The 17,737-nt window shown below is 41.8% G+C and carries 15 protein-coding genes, 16 tRNA genes and 2 rRNA genes; 3 read left to right on the top strand and 30 right to left on the bottom strand.

Features of this window, described 5'->3' with window-relative positions; all coding sequences use genetic code 11:
- Window positions 1–14: 14 nt before the first annotated feature.
- Both C1A12_RS07835 and C1A12_RS07830 read right to left on the bottom strand, forming a co-directional pair.
- Window positions 15–1,544: a Ppx/GppA family phosphatase gene (locus tag C1A12_RS07835; RefSeq protein WP_101843329.1), complete on the bottom strand. Its 1,530-nt coding sequence runs from the start codon at window positions 1,542–1,544 to the stop codon at window positions 15–17.
- A 79-nt stretch (window positions 1,545–1,623) separates the two neighbouring features.
- Complete coding sequence (locus C1A12_RS07830; protein WP_101843328.1) at window positions 1,624–3,519, bottom strand: PrkA family serine protein kinase; 1,896 nt, start codon at window positions 3,517–3,519, stop codon at window positions 1,624–1,626.
- 258 nt (window positions 3,520–3,777) lie between these two features.
- Between C1A12_RS07830 and C1A12_RS07825 the strand changes: the two genes are divergently transcribed.
- Both C1A12_RS07825 and lipA read left to right on the top strand, forming a co-directional pair.
- Window positions 3,778–4,593 (top strand): lipoate--protein ligase family protein, encoded by an 816-nt coding sequence (locus C1A12_RS07825; protein WP_101843327.1) that lies wholly within the window; start codon window positions 3,778–3,780, stop codon window positions 4,591–4,593.
- A gap of 18 nt (window positions 4,594–4,611) precedes the next feature.
- Entirely contained in the window at window positions 4,612–5,556 is a 945-nt protein-coding gene (lipA, locus tag C1A12_RS07820; RefSeq protein WP_101843326.1) for a lipoyl synthase, read from the top strand.
- 410 nt (window positions 5,557–5,966) lie between these two features.
- Here the strand turns inward: lipA and C1A12_RS07815 are convergent, their stop codons facing one another.
- From C1A12_RS07815 to C1A12_RS07770, 10 genes are all read right to left on the bottom strand, one after another.
- Window positions 5,967–6,638, bottom strand: a complete 672-nt coding sequence (locus C1A12_RS07815; RefSeq protein WP_101843325.1) for a hypothetical protein — start codon at window positions 6,636–6,638, stop codon at window positions 5,967–5,969.
- Window positions 6,639–6,757: 119 nt separating this feature from the next.
- Entirely contained in the window at window positions 6,758–7,012 is a 255-nt protein-coding gene (locus tag C1A12_RS07810) for a hypothetical protein (RefSeq protein ID WP_373420430.1), read from the bottom strand.
- Window positions 7,013–7,466: 454 nt separating this feature from the next.
- The gene (gene trmL, locus C1A12_RS07805) at window positions 7,467–7,943 is read right to left on the bottom strand and encodes a tRNA (uridine(34)/cytosine(34)/5-carboxymethylaminomethyluridine(34)-2'-O)-methyltransferase TrmL (protein ID WP_101843324.1); all 477 of its coding nucleotides are present in this window, start codon (window positions 7,941–7,943) and stop codon (window positions 7,467–7,469) included.
- Between the two features lie 49 nt (window positions 7,944–7,992).
- Window positions 7,993–8,850 (bottom strand): amidase domain-containing protein, encoded by an 858-nt coding sequence (locus C1A12_RS07800; RefSeq protein ID WP_235001571.1) that lies wholly within the window; start codon window positions 8,848–8,850, stop codon window positions 7,993–7,995.
- A gap of 87 nt (window positions 8,851–8,937) precedes the next feature.
- Window positions 8,938–9,480 (bottom strand): methylated-DNA--[protein]-cysteine S-methyltransferase, encoded by a 543-nt coding sequence (locus tag C1A12_RS07795; protein WP_101843323.1) that lies wholly within the window; start codon window positions 9,478–9,480, stop codon window positions 8,938–8,940.
- Window positions 9,481–9,550: 70 nt separating this feature from the next.
- Window positions 9,551–10,684, bottom strand: a complete 1,134-nt coding sequence (queG, locus tag C1A12_RS07790) for a tRNA epoxyqueuosine(34) reductase QueG (RefSeq protein ID WP_101843322.1) — start codon at window positions 10,682–10,684, stop codon at window positions 9,551–9,553.
- A gap of 20 nt (window positions 10,685–10,704) precedes the next feature.
- Complete coding sequence (locus C1A12_RS07785) at window positions 10,705–12,411, bottom strand: ABC-ATPase domain-containing protein (RefSeq protein ID WP_101843321.1); 1,707 nt, start codon at window positions 12,409–12,411, stop codon at window positions 10,705–10,707.
- Between the two features lie 124 nt (window positions 12,412–12,535).
- Window positions 12,536–12,609, bottom strand: a tRNA-Gly gene (locus C1A12_RS07780).
- A gap of 371 nt (window positions 12,610–12,980) precedes the next feature.
- Window positions 12,981–13,427, bottom strand: a complete 447-nt coding sequence (locus tag C1A12_RS07775) for a YidH family protein (RefSeq protein WP_235001570.1) — start codon at window positions 13,425–13,427, stop codon at window positions 12,981–12,983.
- A 284-nt stretch (window positions 13,428–13,711) separates the two neighbouring features.
- Complete coding sequence (locus C1A12_RS07770; protein WP_101843320.1) at window positions 13,712–14,728, bottom strand: DUF3231 family protein; 1,017 nt, start codon at window positions 14,726–14,728, stop codon at window positions 13,712–13,714.
- A 437-nt stretch (window positions 14,729–15,165) separates the two neighbouring features.
- Between C1A12_RS07770 and C1A12_RS07765 the strand changes: the two genes are divergently transcribed.
- Window positions 15,166–15,363 carry a hypothetical protein gene (locus tag C1A12_RS07765; protein WP_101843319.1) on the top strand — a complete coding sequence of 66 codons (198 nt, stop codon included), beginning with the start codon at window positions 15,166–15,168 and terminating at the stop codon, window positions 15,361–15,363.
- 95 nt (window positions 15,364–15,458) lie between these two features.
- Here C1A12_RS07765 and C1A12_RS21650 read toward each other — a convergent pair whose 3' ends face one another.
- From C1A12_RS21650 to C1A12_RS07680, 18 genes are all read right to left on the bottom strand, one after another.
- Window positions 15,459–15,530, bottom strand: a complete 72-nt coding sequence (locus C1A12_RS21650; RefSeq protein WP_373420462.1) for a transposase family protein — start codon at window positions 15,528–15,530, stop codon at window positions 15,459–15,461.
- Window positions 15,531–15,872: 342 nt separating this feature from the next.
- Window positions 15,873–15,954 (bottom strand) — tRNA-Leu (locus C1A12_RS07760).
- A 6-nt stretch (window positions 15,955–15,960) separates the two neighbouring features.
- Window positions 15,961–16,034, bottom strand: a tRNA-Cys gene (locus tag C1A12_RS07755).
- Window positions 16,035–16,094: 60 nt separating this feature from the next.
- Window positions 16,095–16,169 (bottom strand) — tRNA-Gly (locus C1A12_RS07750).
- Window positions 16,170–16,177: 8 nt separating this feature from the next.
- Window positions 16,178–16,252: transfer RNA gene (locus C1A12_RS07745), tRNA-Gln, on the bottom strand.
- 18 nt (window positions 16,253–16,270) lie between these two features.
- Window positions 16,271–16,346, bottom strand: a tRNA-His gene (locus C1A12_RS07740).
- A gap of 12 nt (window positions 16,347–16,358) precedes the next feature.
- Window positions 16,359–16,429, bottom strand: a tRNA-Trp gene (locus C1A12_RS07735).
- A gap of 21 nt (window positions 16,430–16,450) precedes the next feature.
- Window positions 16,451–16,536: transfer RNA gene (locus tag C1A12_RS07730), tRNA-Tyr, on the bottom strand.
- A gap of 18 nt (window positions 16,537–16,554) precedes the next feature.
- Window positions 16,555–16,630, bottom strand: a tRNA-Thr gene (locus C1A12_RS07725).
- A gap of 13 nt (window positions 16,631–16,643) precedes the next feature.
- Window positions 16,644–16,719: transfer RNA gene (locus C1A12_RS07720), tRNA-Phe, on the bottom strand.
- 40 nt (window positions 16,720–16,759) lie between these two features.
- Window positions 16,760–16,836 (bottom strand) — tRNA-Asp (locus tag C1A12_RS07715).
- A 33-nt stretch (window positions 16,837–16,869) separates the two neighbouring features.
- A tRNA-Met gene (locus C1A12_RS07710) sits at window positions 16,870–16,946 on the bottom strand.
- 48 nt (window positions 16,947–16,994) lie between these two features.
- Window positions 16,995–17,070: transfer RNA gene (locus tag C1A12_RS07705), tRNA-Val, on the bottom strand.
- 5 nt (window positions 17,071–17,075) lie between these two features.
- A tRNA-Glu gene (locus C1A12_RS07700) sits at window positions 17,076–17,150 on the bottom strand.
- Window positions 17,151–17,165: 15 nt separating this feature from the next.
- Window positions 17,166–17,258 (bottom strand) — tRNA-Ser (locus C1A12_RS07695).
- 7 nt (window positions 17,259–17,265) lie between these two features.
- A tRNA-Asn gene (locus C1A12_RS07690) sits at window positions 17,266–17,340 on the bottom strand.
- 10 nt (window positions 17,341–17,350) lie between these two features.
- Window positions 17,351–17,464: ribosomal RNA gene (rrf, locus tag C1A12_RS07685) — 5S ribosomal RNA — on the bottom strand.
- 149 nt (window positions 17,465–17,613) lie between these two features.
- Window positions 17,614–17,737 (bottom strand): 23S ribosomal RNA (locus C1A12_RS07680); the annotation flags it as partial.

Below are 17,737 nucleotides of genomic sequence, written 5' to 3'. Positions count from 1 at the left end.
TTAACGCAATCCATTCACAACTGGACAAACACTAAATTAATTTTTCGTTTTAATGCTTTCTCTAAATGTTTCTTTTGTTTCTCCCCTTGATATTGTTCAGGCATATAGTCCTTATTGCATTGCAGTGTAATTGTCATACTCTCCTGACCGGCCTCTACCTTCAGGGTTTCCACAGCTCCTCTCCGCGTACTGTCGAGGCTGTAGCAGAACTTTAATAAGGCACCTAACAACCGAATATGTTTTCGTTCTTCTTTTAAAAACCACTTTTTAAAGGGCTGAATAAACTGCTTAAATACTGTGTTGTTGGTGAAGGAAGCGATCAATGCAAGTTTCAGCCGGTCAATGTGCATCAATCCGTCAATTGTACGATTAGCTAATAAATAAAAAGTATGCTGCGCACTTGCTTCGTCGTCTATATATTGCCCGAGATTAAACACATATCCAGCACGCTTAAGTTCTATCCAATCCTCACTCGTTAAAGAACCAATTCCTTTCGCATGAAACTCAGAAAATAATTCTTTCGATAATTTCTGCACATGTTGAATGTGTCTTACATCCAGCTCAAAATCATTAATAAGTTCTTGTATACTTTCTTCTAATACGCTTGGAAAAAGGCTGGTCCCTATCCCTTTAGTAAGCTGTTCAAAAAAAACACCATCTCTTAACCCTTTCCGGCTTAAAATAAAGCCCTCGGCCTGCACCTCTTCATATAATGTGTGAAAAACTTCAACGGCCGGCAATATAATATCTGCCCGGTCTTTTGACAGTCCTTCCACCTTCTGCATCTTTTTCATAGGCAGAGTGAACAGGTAGTTTTTAATAAAAGACAGGTCACTGTCGAACATTTTATATTGATGCAGTCCGGCTAGAGGATATTCTTTTAAATTCTGATCGACTTGCACAACGTTCCTCGCCCCGCCACCGATCCCAATTAAAGGTACTTTCCTGCCGTTTAACCAGGGCAACGATCGGAAATTTTCCTTTAAGAATTGACGAAGGCTGGCAAGCTCCTTTTCCGTAGGAAGATCATCCTTGAAAAAGCGCTGTTTTAATGTCACAGCACCGAAGGGAAAACTATGAGAATGAACAAGCTTTCGATTTTTAAAATAAGTAATTTCTGTACTTCCTCCACCTATATCAACGGTAACGCCTTCAGTAAGGGAGGTGGAGTTAACCACAGCTAAATAACCATAGTATGCTTCTTCTTCTTCAGATAAAACCCTCATATCAAAGCAGGTTTTTTCTGATACTTCGGCTGCAATTTCTTCTTGATTAACTGACTGGCGAATGGCTGCAGTCGCTACGCAGACTGTTTGTTCTAATACATATGTAGCCAGGACTTCTTCAAAGCTTGACAATGTGTGAAGAAGCTTATCAATTCCGTCCCTTGAAAGTGTACCGTCTTCTGTTAAATAGGAGCTCAATCTTGCTACTGCCTTAACGTTTTCCACCTCACGCAGCCTTCCTCCCTTTTCACGTAAATAGATAACCAGACGTACTGAGTTCGAACCGACATCCACAATTCCATAGTATTCCTTAGCCATTTTTCCACCTGCCCATGTGTTTTTGCACATTATATCATAAGAGGACCCTGGACAGTGTCCAGGGTCCCTAATCTCATGTTTATCTATTCAGCAGGCTGCCCACATATTTTAAAAGTTCATTGGCAGATGTAGAATTATAACCGTGTTCATCAACGAGTGTGGCAACGACTTCATTAATTTTCTTCAGCTGCTGCTCATCCGGCGTTTTTGTGGATGTGGTAATTTTCACGATATCCTTTAAATCTGCAAACAGTTTCTTTTGAATGGCTTCCCTTAGACGCTCATGTGATTGGTAATCGAACTTCTTGCCTTTGCGTGCATAAGCAGAGATGCGGATAAGAATCTCTTCACGGAACGCTTTCTTCGCATTCTCTGATACTCCAATTTGCTCTTCAATCGAGCGCATTAGTCTTTCATCTGGATTCATCTCTTCCCCTGTTAGAGGATCTCGAAGCTTCGTCTTATTACAATAGGCCTCCACGTTATCTAAATAATTATCCATAAGAGTAACCGCAGATTCTTCATAAGAGTAAACAAATGCCTTTTGAACTTCCTTCTTCGCAAGATCATCATACTGTTTCCTGGCAAGAGAGATAAACTCCAGGTAACGCTCTTTGTCTTCTTTAGATATAGAAGCGTGACTATCTAACCCATCCTTAAGCGATCGAAGGACATCAAGGGCATTTATAGAGGTCATTTCTTTTTTAATAATAGTTGAGGAAATACGGTTAATCACGTAACGCGGATCAATCCCCGTCATACCTTCATCAGAGAATTCCTTACGCAGTTCCTCAACGTCCACCTCACTGAACCCTTCCAGTTCTTCTCCATCGTATAGATACATCTTCTTCAAAAGGTCGATTGAAGCCTTTTTAGACTCTTTTAAACGTGTAAGAACCGTGAACATAGCAGCTACCCTTAACGTGTGAGGGGCAATGTGAACATCGCGTATATCACTATCTAGAATCATTTTTTCATAAATCTTTTCTTCTTCCGTCACTTTTAAGTTGTATGGAATCGGCATAATGATCATCCGCGAATGCAGCGCTTCGTTTTTCTTATTTGCAATGAAAGAGCGGTACTCTGCTTCGTTCGTATGGGCAATAATAAGTTCATCTGCTGAAATCAAAGCAAAACGGCCCGCTTTAAAATTACCTTCCTGCGTCAAGCTGAGTAAGTGCCAAAGAAATTTTTCGTCACATTTTAAAATCTCCTGAAACTCCATAATTCCACGATTGGCTTTATTCAGCTCTCCGTCAAAACGATAAGCACGCGGATCCGATTCCGAACCAAATTGTGCGATAGTTGAGAAGTCAATTGACCCCGTTAGGTCAGCAATGTCCTGCGATTTGGGATCAGAAGGGCTGAATGTGCCAATACCTGTACGTTTATCTTCAGAGAAAAAGACTCTTTCTACCAGCACATCTTCAATACGTCCTCCGTAATCCTGTTCAAGTCTCATCGTGTTTAGAGGCGATAAACTGCCCTCTATGCGAATGCCGTATTTTTCTCTAAATTCATCTCTTAAATGATGAGGAATCATGTGCAGCGGGTCTTCATGCATCGGACAGCCTTTAATAGCAAATACAGCGCCTTTATCAGTATACGAATACTTTTCCAATCCCCGTTTTAACAAGTTAACGAGTGTGGACTTCCCTCCACTGACAGGTCCCATTAATAACAAAATTCGTTTTCTAACATCCAGTCGACGTGCCGCCGGGTGAAAATATTCTTCTACTAATCTTTCCATTGCTTCATCCAGGCCATAAATGTCTTCATCAAAGAACGAATACTTTTTGTGATGCGGTCCTTCCTCTACCCCTGCTTCAGTAATCATATTATAAACACGAGAATGAGCAGATTGAGCCAAATAAGGTTTGTCTTTTAACAGCTCTAAATAATCCCTGAAAGTCCCTTCCCACTTCAATTCCTCTTCATGCTCACGGTGATCTTGAATTCTTCTAATAATATCCACTCAACGACCTCCCTCGTCGTAACTAGCAAATTTAATACATCCTATGCTCGGGAGAACAGAAACATTCGTATAAGGTACAAGCTCTTTTCTTGATGATCCCCGCAGTTTCCGTATGCGCGATCACGCAACCACCCGCAAAAAAAGCGTTTTCCATTACTGTAAGCTTCTCCTTGCTTTGACAGGGTATAGTCCCCTTGTTAGAATTGTCTTGACTATTTAATCGAATAAAGGATTACTTATGGAAAGAAGGTCTAATGAATGGAAACATGGTCCTTTGTTGATTCTGGACATTTAACGCCTGCCGTCAATATGGCATTGGATGAAGCTTTACTGAATTGGCATAGTGAAGGAAGAATCCCGCCTGTTCTCCGCTTTTATGGTTGGAAACCTGCAGGACTTTCAGTAGGATATTTTCAAAAGGTGGAAGGCAGAATAGACATTGAAGGTATTAACAGAAACGGATACCAGCTGGTCAGGAGACAAACAGGAGGACGTGCTGTTCTTCATGATGATGAATTGACATATAGTATTATTGTTTCAGAAGATCATCCGAACATGCCGGCTTCGGTTAAGGAAGCGTATCTCGTACTTTCAAGAGGCCTGCTCGAAGGTTTTAAACAATTGAACATAGAGGCAGAATTCGCCATACCTGAAGAGAAACTTAATTCTACCGGGTCAGCTGTATGTTTTGAAGAACCTTCCTGGTATGAATTAATCGTTGATGGAAAAAAAGCTGCCGGAAGCGCACAAACGAGAAAGAAAGGTGTCATTCTCCAACACGGATCAATTCCGATCAATGTGGATGAAGACAAGCTGTTTGATATGTTTATTTACAAAAATGAACGGATTAAAGAGCGTGCCCGCAAGTCATTTGCAGACAAGGCCATTGCGATTAATGACATTGTAGAGACTCCTGTTAACTATGATCAAACCCGTTCTGCTTTTAAATCAGGATTTGAAAAAGGGTTAAATATTAAACTTGAGCCTCTAAAAATTAGTGACGATCAATGGAAAGAGGTTTATGAGCTTGCTGAAAAAAGGTACAACACTAATGAGTGGAATTATTCCAGATAATAAAAGGAGACGATCTAATTGGCTAAGAAAGATGAATACATACGTAAACCCGATTGGTTAAAGATTAAGATTAACACGAACAAATCGTACACAGGCTTAAAGAAATTAATGCGTGAGAAGAAACTCAATACCGTCTGTGAAGAAGCGCGCTGTCCTAATATTCATGAATGCTGGAGCGAACGTAAAACAGCAACCTTTATGATCCTTGGAGACACTTGCACACGCGGATGCCGCTTCTGTGCAGTAAAAACAGGCCTTCCTAACGAATTAGATTGGGGAGAGCCGGAACGTGTAGCAGAATCTGTAGAAATTATGGGTCTTAAACATGTGGTTGTGACCGCTGTTGCCCGTGATGACTTAAAGGATGGCGGAGCAGCAGTTTTTGGAGAAACCGTTAAAGCTATCCGCCGCCGTGTACCCGGGTGCACCGTAGAAATCCTCCCTTCTGATATGAAAGGGGATTACGAAAGCCTGAACACTTTAATGGAGGGCGAACCAGACATTTTCAATCACAACATTGAGACTGTACGTCGTCTTACCAAGAAAGTCCGTGCCCGTGCGATGTATGATCGTTCCCTGGAGCTGCTGCGCCGTGTGAAGGAAATCCGCCCGGATACACCGACAAAATCCAGCTTGATGGTAGGTTTGGGAGAAACGAAAGAAGAAATTATTCAGGCAATGGATGACCTTCTGGCTCATAATGTAGATATCATGACAATTGGCCAATATTTACAGCCAACGAAGAAACATTTAAATGTGGAACGTTATTACCATCCTGACGAATTCGAGGAATTAAAACAAATTGCTATGGAAAAAGGATTTAAGCATTGCGAAGCAGGCCCAATGGTACGCTCTTCTTATCATGCGGATGAGCAAGTCAATGAAACTTCAGCTCAACGTCGAATTAAGTATATGCAAGGCTATGAATCTCAAGGGAAAACATTAGACAAAACGACATTTTAAAGGCGAAGATATCCGTTTGAGCATGCGGATTCAGCTTGTGGAGAACCCCTGGTTTTCCGCAAGCTTTTTTCTTGCTGCCAGAGGAGAGAAAAACTCTTTCTAATCCACGGATGGGCTGCCTCAAGATGTCCATATCCAGAGATTACGGTTCAATCGTTCTTCCGCAGGCCTTGAGAGGGCATGCTTCCGGGTAGTTGTTTAAGATAGTGAAAGACACTTTTCATCTAGTTCACCAGGACATACACAACGAGCCTTTAGAACTAGGACAAAAGTATTTCTGTTCACAAAAAATCCGAACTATCATTCGAATTTTTCCTCAAGGGGACGAGATAGTTCGGATTTATTTCTCTTTTTTGTAGTTAAGGGTTCGACTTTAGAGGTTGAGACTATGGTTTTAATTTCGTTTCCTTTTATTCTGGGTTCTCTTCTTCTGACTCGGTCATCTCTTGTTCTTCTTGTTCTTGTTCCTCTTCTTTTACTTCACTTTCATCCTCGCGACTATCTTCCTCTGCGTCTTCTTCCACTTCTTCTTCTGTTTCTTCGACTGTTTCATTGTGTTCTTCAGACTCTTGTTCTTGTTCTTCTTCTGCCTCATCTTCTTCAGGCTCTTCTGTACCTTCTGTCTCTTCTGACTCAGGTAGTTCAGTTGGTTCTTCGGAAGATGACGGTGATGTGGCAGAAGATGAGGAGTTGTCTGTACTGCTTGAATCTGGTCTGCTTGAACTTGTATCAGGGCTGTACGGAGAAGCCTGAGCATCAGGGGAAGATGTCCCTTCATCGGTTTCATTATATGTATATTCCTCTGTCCTGGTTGAACCATCTAAATTCTCTTCTTCAACCTCTGTCTCCTCCTGGACTTCATCCTCAAGGTCTTCCTCAACCGACTCTAAATCTTCGAGATTGTTTTCTGGAATTTCTTCTTTAATTTCTTCTTCGGGCATTTCCTGAGATTCGGTCTCTTTACTTTTGATTTGTTCAAGAGTTACTTCTATTGGATCGCTTTCATCTGATTGCTCTGAACCACATGCTGTTGTTACTAGCAGAGCGATCCCCATCAGGAAGTAACCTATCATTTTCCCCATTCGTGACATCCTTTCAGAAAAAAGAAATAATTATGTAATCTTATGTCGGATTTATTTTCCTATTATACCATAATCATTAAATAGAAAAAGACCGCCTAAAGACAGCGGTCTACTATTTTCTACCAGTAATATCCTCCGCCATATGGGTAATAGTATGGCGGTGGGGGGCCTGGCGGGCCGTAATAGGGCGGTGGGTAGTATCCTCCGCCTCCTCCACCATAGTAAGGTGGAAATATAGCACTTCCAAGTAGTCCTCCTAAAAATCCACCAACAAAAGGACCTCCTATAAACCCTCCAATAAACCGATCATCTTCATATTCATGAGGATCTATAAAACGCATATCATCTTCGAACTCGTGCGAATAAGGCAGCATATCATCCCTCCATTGCAAGCGGGTTATTCACCTACATTTCAACATATGTGCCGCTCCAACAGGATGTATGGGCGAAAAGTGATCTTTTTAATTTTCACTTACAATCAATTCACATTCTCACGAAAATGGGTTATAATAACAAACATCACTGCTTGTCTGCTCAGCTATTAAAGGAGGTCGCTTTACATGAAGTTAACTTTGATTATTCTCGTATGCGTCACATACTTAGTATCAATCTTTTCCGCTGGCTACGACGTAAAGCCAGGACGTCCAAAAAAATAACATATAAAAACTAAAATGCAGACGCCGGAACCCGGGGAGTAACCTCGTTCCCACAAAGAATTATCTTTATAATGCAAAAAAATCGCACTTCGTGTAGAAGCTGCGATTTTTTTATCGATCAATAGACTGAGCCCGCTTATTCTAAGAGAATATAGTCAGTCCTTTAAAGCTGTTATTTAATTAACTGAGGAAAACCTTGCTGCTTTAAAGCATCGAACAAAATGATCGAAGCCGTATTAGCTAAGTTTAATGATCTGACTTTATCCGTCATAGGTATACGTAGGCAGCGATCTTCAAGTCCTTGCAGCAGCTGCTTAGGTATTCCATCCGTCTCTCTCCCGAAAACGAAAAACCAGGATTGCTCTGAATCACTAAAGTCAAAATCAGCATACGACTTCGTACCAAAGTTCTCTATATAAAAGAATTCTCCTGCTGGATAACGGTCATATAGTTCCTGGATGGAATCGTAATAATGAATCGTAACGTCATGCCAATAATCTAAACCGGCGCGACGCAGCATTTTATCATCTGTAGAGAATCCTAAAGGTCGAATAAGGTGAAGCTGTGAATTCGTTGCTAAGCATGTACGAGCAATATTTCCTGTATTGGCAGGTATTTCGGGCTGAAATAATACAATATGATTGGACATTCTTCTCACCTCGCTCTACGTCATCAACTAAATTATTATACCATATCTATCAGCCTCCAATGTGAAAAAATTTATATTGAATATTGGGTGTGTAGGCTGTCGAATCCGTATATGCCCAAAACCGCTGACGACTGTTAGTAGTATGGGCATTTACCAAAGGTTCCCCTTGACTATCTTTATTGACAACAATCGTCGTATGATCAAATCGTCCATCCCCTTGAAAGTCATAACAAATAATATCACCCGGGGATAACTGGTTTGCTTCTGAAGCCTCGCTTGCTATTAATCCCTTCCTCGCCCCGCTTAAATACCATCTTAAAGAGTGGGCGACAGCCCAGCTATAGCTCCAGCTTTTTCCGCTGTACCACCATCCTTTGCTACGGTTATGCTGGCCTAACATCGGAGCTCCTCCTGCTCGCAGACATTGGGAAATATAATTGGTACAATCTACATCAAAATGCTTGTAGGCAGGATTATAGCTATCCCACCACTGCTCTGCATAACGAACGGCTTCCCTTCTGTCATAGCTGAAGGGTGATCTTAACTCTTCCTCTTTTTCGATAAATTGAGGAGTTAGGTTAGCCTTACTCGGAGAGAGAAGTTTTTCTGTGAGGGTGGTTTGTTCAATGATTTCATCCCCCTGAACATAGCAACAGCAGGAATAAACGCCTTCTTCTAAGTACGATTTTAATCCATCCTTAATATATAAATGAACAGAAATAAGATAATCTACATACTGGTCTCTGTCATACGTCACCCGGTGGTAAGGACGGATGGCGAATGTTGCTCTCTTTACCTGCTGGCCCCTCTCCGTAAATCCCTGGACTTTACGGTACAGCCACAGTTCCTCTTCTTGAGTAAATAAACGTTCCATAATATCTTCCCAATACCTTCTGATCGCATTCACTGCCTATCCCCTCCTGTCCTATCACTATATGAACAAGAAAAGAAAACCATACAAAAAAACTCCCTTTATTAGGGAGTTAACTAAAACTTAGGCCTTTAATCTAGTTTGGTCGGATTCTAACTCCAATAATTGGCGTTTCCGATCTAAACCGCCTGCATAACCGACAAGCTTTCCATTGCTTCCAATGACTCTGTGACAAGGGACAACAATAGCAAAAGGGTTCTTATTAATCGCCCCGCCGACTGCCCGCACAGATTGGGAAGCCTGAAGAGCGAGCGCTATATCTTTGTACGTCTTTGTCATCCCCAGGGGAATATGCTCTCGCAGCGCACGCCAGACACTTTTTTGAAAAGGGGTCCCATAGCAAAGAAGCGGAAGAGTAAACGTTTCTCGTTCTCTTGTAAAGTATTCACTGAGTTCCATTATCGCCTGGTGAACGTAGGGATGTTCAGGACTGTGCATAAATGAACTTTTGAGCAGGTGTTTCTTTATCCACGTTTGGTAAAAAGAGTGCAGGTCTTCAAAGCGACCATAGTCAATTCGTAATATCCCTTCATCGGTAGCTAATATAGTTATATCTCCGACGGGTGTATCCATCACATCGTAATAGATCATGGATTGGTTGCTCATATAAAACCCCTCTTACTAACAGTTTTTTCTATTATACAGGACCTATTATATTCTGAAAAGGGAGATTCGTTTATCTTTCTTGAAATTGTAAGCCTTTTTTCATTTCAAAAACCACTTGTTCATCTTCTTCCACAGCCTGCGCTTCCTCAATAGCACGGAAGCAGTCGACTGTGCCTATTTTACCTAACGAATAGGCTGCTGTTCCCCGAATTACGGGACGTGGGTCATTTTTCATTAAACGGATCAATTCATCTACCGCAGCTTCTTCCCGATAATGGCCGAGAGCCAGTATCGCATTACGCTGGATCGGTTTTTTACCACGCCATGAGCCGGAAATCGAACCGAACTGCTCTTTAAATTCCCGGTTACTGATGGATAACAGGGGTATTAACTTAGGCTTGGCTATTTCTGGATCAGGTTCAAATTCCTCATGATTGTGGAAATCTTTCTTTTTGTTTTTAGGACAAACGGTTTGACACGTATCACAACCATATAACCGATTGCCAAGCTTCGTTCTGTACTCCTCTGCCAAGAAATCTTTTGTTTGAGTAAGGAAGGCAATACACCTCTGAGCATTAAGCTGACCACCTTGCACCAATGCATCAGTCGGGCAGGTATCTACGCAAATATTACAGTCCCCGCAACTATCTTCCACGGGATCGTCAGGAGCAAATGGAAGATTGGTAACCATTTCGCCTAAGTACACGTAAGAGCCATACTCAGGTGTGATAATGGCACAGTTTTTACCACTGAAACCAATTCCGGCACGTTCAGCAACAGCACGGTCTGACAACTCACCAGTATCCACCATTGATTTAAATTCAGCTTCAGGTACGTGTTCTTTTATATAAGCTCCGAGCAGATTCAACTTCTCTCTTAGGACATCATGATAGTCCCGCCCCCAGGAGGCACGGGCAAATACACCCCTGCGCTCCCCCTTCTTACTTTTTGGAGCGTTTTTCATTTTAGAAGGGTAAGCAAGCGCGATTGAGATAATCGTTTGAGCCTCAGGAAGCAGACGTTCTGGCTCTGACCGTTCCTCCACCGTACCTTTTTCAAATCCGGATTGATAGCCAAGGGCTTGTTGTCGTTGAAGTCTCGCTTTTAATTCACCGAAGACATCAGCAGAGGCAAATCCAATTTTATCGATCCCTATTTCTTTACTATAAGCGATTACTTCTTCTTTAAATTGATGAAAATCCACCTTGACTACCTCCTTTCTTTTTATCTTAAATCCTTCACTCTCGCAGTCCGAATACGATTTAACGCTGCTGCAATTTCAAACCGGCGCGGTCTTGCCAGCTCTCCGGGATGCTGATCTTTAAATGGGGCGAATGACGCAAGTCCCAATTCATTCAACTGAGCTTCAATCGTATCAAGCAAACTGGATAATGACTGTTTTTTACTTAATAAATCTTCCTTATATAAATGCATGAGCAAGTCAGCGATCATTCTCGTTTGAGAAGCATCTACAAGTTGTTCAACCCCATCAAGATCAACCTCTACTGCTCCCATTAAAATCACCGTTCTTCCTTTAGCTTGAACCTTTTCCTTTTTTCCTTTGCGAGGCTGAATGGAGTGAGGAAGAAAATGACGAGAAGGCAATTGACCAAACGATTCTTCAGCCGTTTGACGGTGGGAAGGATACTTCTCAGCAATTTCCTTCGCTTTCTTTGTCACGTTATGAGGAACGTACTGGTCCATCATAATCACATCATCTGCCTCTGAGAAATAATCGCCTGATCCGCCCATAACAAGTATGGTGGAAACATCCATTTCATCACGCAGACTTTTAATTTTATCAATAAAAGGAGTGATCGGCTCTTTTTCACGGACAACCAGCTCCTGCATACGTTCATCACGAATCATAAAGTTCGTAGCACTTGTATCCTCATCAATAAGCAAAGTGTGTGCTCCAGCCTCAATGGCTTCGATAACGTTCGCCGCCTGAGAAGTACTTCCACTTGCATTTTCTGTAGAGAACTTCGTCGTATCTGCTCCTCGTGGTAAATTTTTTATAAAAGGAGAGATATCGACATTGGTTACCTGCCTGCCATCTTCGGCTCGAACTTTTACCGCACTGGGGTCGGTCAGCACAAATTCACGGCCATCCCCGCTAATATGAGGATAAACCCCGCGCTCCATCGCATTCAAGAGGGTACTTTTACCATGATAGCCCCCTCCGACAATTAATACAATCCCTTTTGAAATCCCCATGCCAGTTAGAGGTTCATCCCGATGAGGAACATCTATAGAAACTCGATTGGCTTCAGGACTCTTAAAAGGAATCGCACCTTTCATCGGACGATCACTTACACCGCTTTCTCTAGGTAATATCGCGTCATCAGCTACAAAAGAAATAAGGTTTTTCTCTCTCATTTTGGAAAGGATGGCATCATGCTGATCAGCTAATTCTACAAACTCCTGGATTTCGCCATCCGTAATTGAAAGGAGAGAGTCTTTAATTAAGTTAGGAATCACTGTAAAAAAGAGTTTATCTGCTTCTTTTCCATTAATACGTCTGCCATTTGCGGGCAGCCCTACAGTAAGACAAACCGTAATTAGATCATTCTCCACACCAACAGCTGTTCGTTCTATGATCTCTTGTTTAGGTTGATCGATTGAGACCATACCGCTTTTTCCAGACCCCCGTACATTTGGCTTGCTTCGATTAAGAACGGAGGCTACTTTCCGAGCTAAAACATCTTCCGTATAAATCTGTCTGCTTTTTGTTTCTTTCCACTCAGCTTTTATTTTCTTCACACTAGCCGGAATTTGCACCCGTATTTTAGACGGTGCGGCAAATGGATCTCCCTGTACATAATCAATTTTCAGTCGATAAGAAGGAAATGAATAGCTGCCCTGAATCTCCTTGTAACCTTTATAACTTTTTCCATCAATTTGTTTTAGAACGTTTTTTAGTTTGTTCATTCTTTATGCTCCTTTCTACCTCTTATTGGTGTTTCCGGTTTGCTTCAATAAAAAACGCAATGCTTCGTTTTTTTTAAACGAAACACTGCGTTGGATCACGTAATTAAGATATAATAGCAAATTATGGAGCGGATGAAGGGAATCGAACCCTCGTCATCAGCTTGGAAGGCTGAGGTTTTACCATTAAACTACACCCGCATATATAATCTTTCATTAGCCACGTTCTTTCATGCCTCTTCCTCTAAAAGCTTAATCAAAGAAGCTTATCCGTCGAGGCAACTCGTAGGCAATTCAGGTGAAGCCTCGCTCGTGGCTGAGGTTTTACCATTAAACTACACCCGCATATATAATCTTTCATTAGCCACGTTCTTTCATGCCTCTTCCTCTAAAAGCTAATCAAGGAAGCTTATCCGTCGAGGCAACTCGCAGGTTATTCAAGTGAAGCCTCGCTCGTGGCTGAGGTTTTACCATTAAACTACACCCGCGTTTATGGAAGACAATTTTAATTATAACAATCAGCCGGCCAGCTGACAACCGATAGTTGACCAATTTCAACAAAAATCGATAAATCAGCTTTCAAGGTAAAGAAAGTACAATACAATAAATAAGATAATAATAATCATTAGGGACGACACCAAGGTAACTTGCGCTTTAGAAGGTAAAAAAGTCTCTTCGTTCATGATCTTTCTCTTTCGATGAAAATAAGCAAAAGTGGCGAGTACGATAATTACAAATCCAAGGATACAGGCAAACACACCAAGCGCAATGCTTATTAAATCTACGGTCAGGTTCCGCTGGGCACCCATTGTAAAGTGAAGACTGGTGTTCAGGAAGCCGATACCTACAATTGCGATCACTGTCCGAACCCATGCTAAATATGTACGTTCATTAGCTAAATGCTGCTGAGCATATTTGATTTGATTGTTTTCTGTGGTCTTCATCTGCCTCACCTTACTCAATAATGAATCTGCTACCAAAAAGCTTAACATAAGTTTACCTGCGTTCACAATTATCATTATGTACCAACTCCGAGCAGCACTATACTAAGCGAATAATTTAAAACCCTGTTGCAGGTTATTCAGACCGCAGCAGGGTAAGTGACTAGACGACTTTCTTCTTTTATATCCCTCAAAACCCAGGTTCTCCTCCATTTCTACTCCCTATGTTTCCCTGGTTCGAGAACCTTTTCTTTGCATGCTTTCCCGTATTTCATGGAATTGATAGAGCGCGGAATACCACTTTTGAACAACATACATATTGAGGTTAAAATGAATCGGAATGTAACTCTCTGGGTAAGTTTTTATTGTTTGCTCTTTGCCAATTCATCCCGGTCTAAAGATCTTGGAGGTTCTTCCATCCACCCATATTTAATCATTATTTTTGCACCATCATCAGCGTATTTCATGATTTCTGCAACTAGTCTGCTGTACATGACTCCAATATCTCTTCTCGGGCTCATAGTCATGCTGTTGCCATAATAACCAATACTAAGAGCGATTAGACTAGTTGTGTAAAACATCATTTTCTTATCAGAAAACGTATAAGTAGTAGAGTCTGTCACTTCCGATCCCCATGTCAAAGGGCTCGGAAGATCACTTTCTTTCAAATACGAGGCAAAAATTTCACAATGTTTTTTAGCTATTTCCTTTCCCCTCAATAGGAACTGAGTCACTTCACTATTTTTAGATACTTGGCTATAGCCGGTCATAGTGGCAGCCCCTAGTGCGTTTCTTTGGAAATTAGTATATAAGTGTGTAATTTCAATTCCTGTTAATGGTCTTTTTTCACCAAAAAAACCTGATAGAAAAGATTTCTCTTTAACAAAGTCAATCTCCTCAGGTATTGGAAGGTATGGTGAACGAATATATAATCCCTTTGATAACAGTAAATCATTCGTTTTCTTAACTAAATCATCATAATCACTTAAACTGTTACTAAAAAAAGTATAAACATCTTGTCTTACTGCAATAGTTAAAGCCATACAATATGCATTCAATCCGATTTTCCCTAAATGGTTGAGTGAGTTTAAAGCATAAGTGTCAGAGAACAATCTCGGAGCACTGATATCTACATCTTCTTCAAGGGTAAACCCGTGGGGAATAGGGTAATTTTCTTTATTAAAAATTTCCGTAATTTTGCTTATGTGTGATTTTGTCTTGGTCAATGCATGTTGAAGCAAAGGTTTAATTTCTTCGTCCTCAGCCTTATCCAATTCGTGTTCCAAATGACAAATCGTACTGCTTGCGCTCATGTAGGAATTCCATAAATGAGCAATTTCACCAGAAGTTAACTTAATAATTTTTCCATCCACATCCATACTACCGTCCCTCCAATACGGGCTTTTAAGCTTATCCTTATTAACCTACCCTAAATATGCATTTACTATTAAAAATTGTCCCAATAAGTAACAACAAAATAGTAAATCCCAAATCAGCCGTTGGCGTTCACTACCTTTATAAATTTTAAAACCTCCACAATAAAACAATCTGACATCAAACTAAACTTCTAACGGAGGAACAAGTGCTGTCTACCCTGAGAAAGTTAACAAACACCACAATTACTGATTATATTGCCAGAGATATGGGAGTTACTTAAGTGGCAAAATGATTGCAGCTGTTCAATGGGTAATGACAGTTGGCCTCTCACAAGACCATTCGATTATCTCTTAGGTTAAGTAGATGGATGTGGGGCATCTAGAGCAACATGTTACATGGTAAAATGAGTTATAGTCACTTAAATTAGAGGAGGTATTGAATGAAGGAAGTGGAAAATGATACGGAGGTTGTTTCCAGCTTTGTAACAACTTTTCTACCTTTCGTCTCAGTGATTCTATTGGTTTTAGTGGTTATTTCTATAATATGGTTTGCTCTTAAGATTATAAAACAACAGCGAGAGATTATTAATAACCAAAAGAAGCTGATTGAAAATGACGAAAAGAGGAAGAGCAACTAGCTAAATAGGTTCTAGGTTGAAGCTCTATACCACATACTTCAGGTAGTGTTTCAATCGTTCCCAACATGTCGGCGTTATTTATATTAAAGAAATAATTAAAGATGTTGAAATTTTTGAACGCTGTAATCATGCGCTCTTATTGTTTTTTCTCCACAAACCGGACAGATCTGCCTTTGCTTTCGACCCTATACATAAATCCGGAAGACACCACCGGGTTCTTCCACCTGAGTCACAATCAAGTCTTTAATCCGGACAATGACATGTTAAAATGTACCTGTACACAACTCCTTACTTACTTGTTTCTGGACAATTCAAGTGTAGTAGACAAGGAGCTTGTGTGCATTTTTTATGCTTAATTTGCTGAGACCCCGACAAATATAGTAGAGCCTCAATAACAGCAGTTTTTGTCTACACGATTAGGCATTGAGTTAATTAATTTTACACACAAAAAAATCAGTGCACTGAATTACTCTAAGCACTGACTTAATAGGTTTTATTTATTTTCGTAGTACCGGTGGTCGGGGTCGAACCGACACTCCCGAAGGAACACGATTTTGAGTCGTGCGCGTCTGCCAATTCCGCCACACCGGCATTTCATGGAGGCGGCAACCGGAATCGAACCGGTGATAAAGGAGTTGCAGTCCTCTGCCTTACCGCTTGGCTATGCCGCCATTGAAATAAGCATTGTAATCAATTATATTCATAAGTTTAATTAATTATGATTAAAATAATGGAGCGGGAGACGGGATTCGAACCCGCGACCCCCACCTTGGCAAGGTGGTGTTCTACCACTGAACTACTCCCGCAGTGTAAATGGCTGGGCTAGCTGGATTCGAACCAGCGCATGACGGTACCAAAAACCGTTGCCTTACCGCTTGGCTATAGCCCATTATCGACTAGATAAAAATGGGGCGGTTGATGGGGATCGAACCCACGAATGCCGGAACCACAATCCGGTGCGTTAACCACTTCGCCACAACCGCCACAAATCAAAGCAGGGGTAGTAGGAATCGAACCCACATTGACGGTTTTGGAGACCGTAGTTTTACCATTAAACTATACCCCTATTTGAATTATAAAATTAAAATGGTGGAGGGAGTAGGACTCGAACCTACGAACCCGATGGGAGCGGATTTACAGTCCGCCGCGTTTGGCCAACTTCGCTATCCCTCCAAGTAATATAAACCTTCATGGTGCCGGCCAGAGGACTTGAACCCCCAACCTACTGATTACAAGTCAGTTGCTCTACCAGTTGAGCTAGGCCGGCTAGTCAAAAAAGATGGTGGCTCGGGACGGAATCGAACCGCCGACACACGGATTTTCAGTCCGTTGCTCTACCGACTGAGCTACCGAGCCAAACAATTTGTTGATCTAGCATATGTATCAATGTAATCAGTGGCGGTCCGGACGGGACTCGAACCCGCGACCTCCTGCGTGACAGGCAGGCATTCTAACCAACTGAACTACCGGACCATTAAATAAAGTCGTACTATATGTTGAATAAATTGGTTGCGGGGGCAGGATTTGAACCTGCGACCTCCGGGTTATGAGCCCGACGAGCTACCAGACTGCTCTACCCCGCGACAATGATTAAGTTATCTTTCGACGGTTACTCTTGCGAGAAGTCGAAATGGTGGAGGATGCAGGGCTCGAACCTGCGACCCCTTGCTTGTAAGGCAAGTGCTCTCCCAGCTGAGCTAATCCTCCGGAAGTGGTGACCCGTACGGGATTCGAACCCGTGATACCGCCGTGAAAGGGCGGTGTCTTAACCACTTGACCAACGGGCCGGTTATTGATTCTAATGGCGGAGAGCGAGGGATTCGAACCCTCGAAACCGCGTGAACGGTTTACACGAATTCCAATCGTGCTCCTTCGGCCAGCTCGGACAGCTCTCCAGAAGAATGGCTCCACAGGTAGGATTCGAACCTACGACCGATCGGTTAACAGCCGATTGCTCTACCACTGAGCTACTGTGGAATAATGTATAACCTGGCAACGTCCTACTCTCACGGGGGTAAACCCGACTACCATCGGCGCTGAAGAGCTTAACTGCTGTGTTCGGCATGGGAACAGGTGTGACCTCTTCGCTGTCGTCACCAGATCTTTTGAATTGTTTCTTTTTTGCGGACAAGATATATTATATTGCCCTTTCAAGAAAAATTCAAGGGGTTTTATAAAGTTTTTTTATAAACCTTCAAAACTGGATAAGCATGGACCATCTTTGGTACGAAACGCCTTTCACAAAGGCTTGTAGTTAAGTCATCGATTGATTAGTATCCGTCAGCTGCACGTGTCACCACGCTTCCACCTCGGACCTATTGACCTCATCGTCTCTGAGGAATCTTACTTACTTGGCGTAAGGGGAAATCTCATC

It is taken from the genome of Halobacillus sp. Marseille-P3879 (genome assembly GCF_900240285.1).
Lineage (GTDB): Bacteria > Bacillota > Bacilli > Bacillales > Halobacillaceae > Halobacillus_A.
This window is presented reverse-complemented; position numbering and strand designations above follow the sequence as displayed.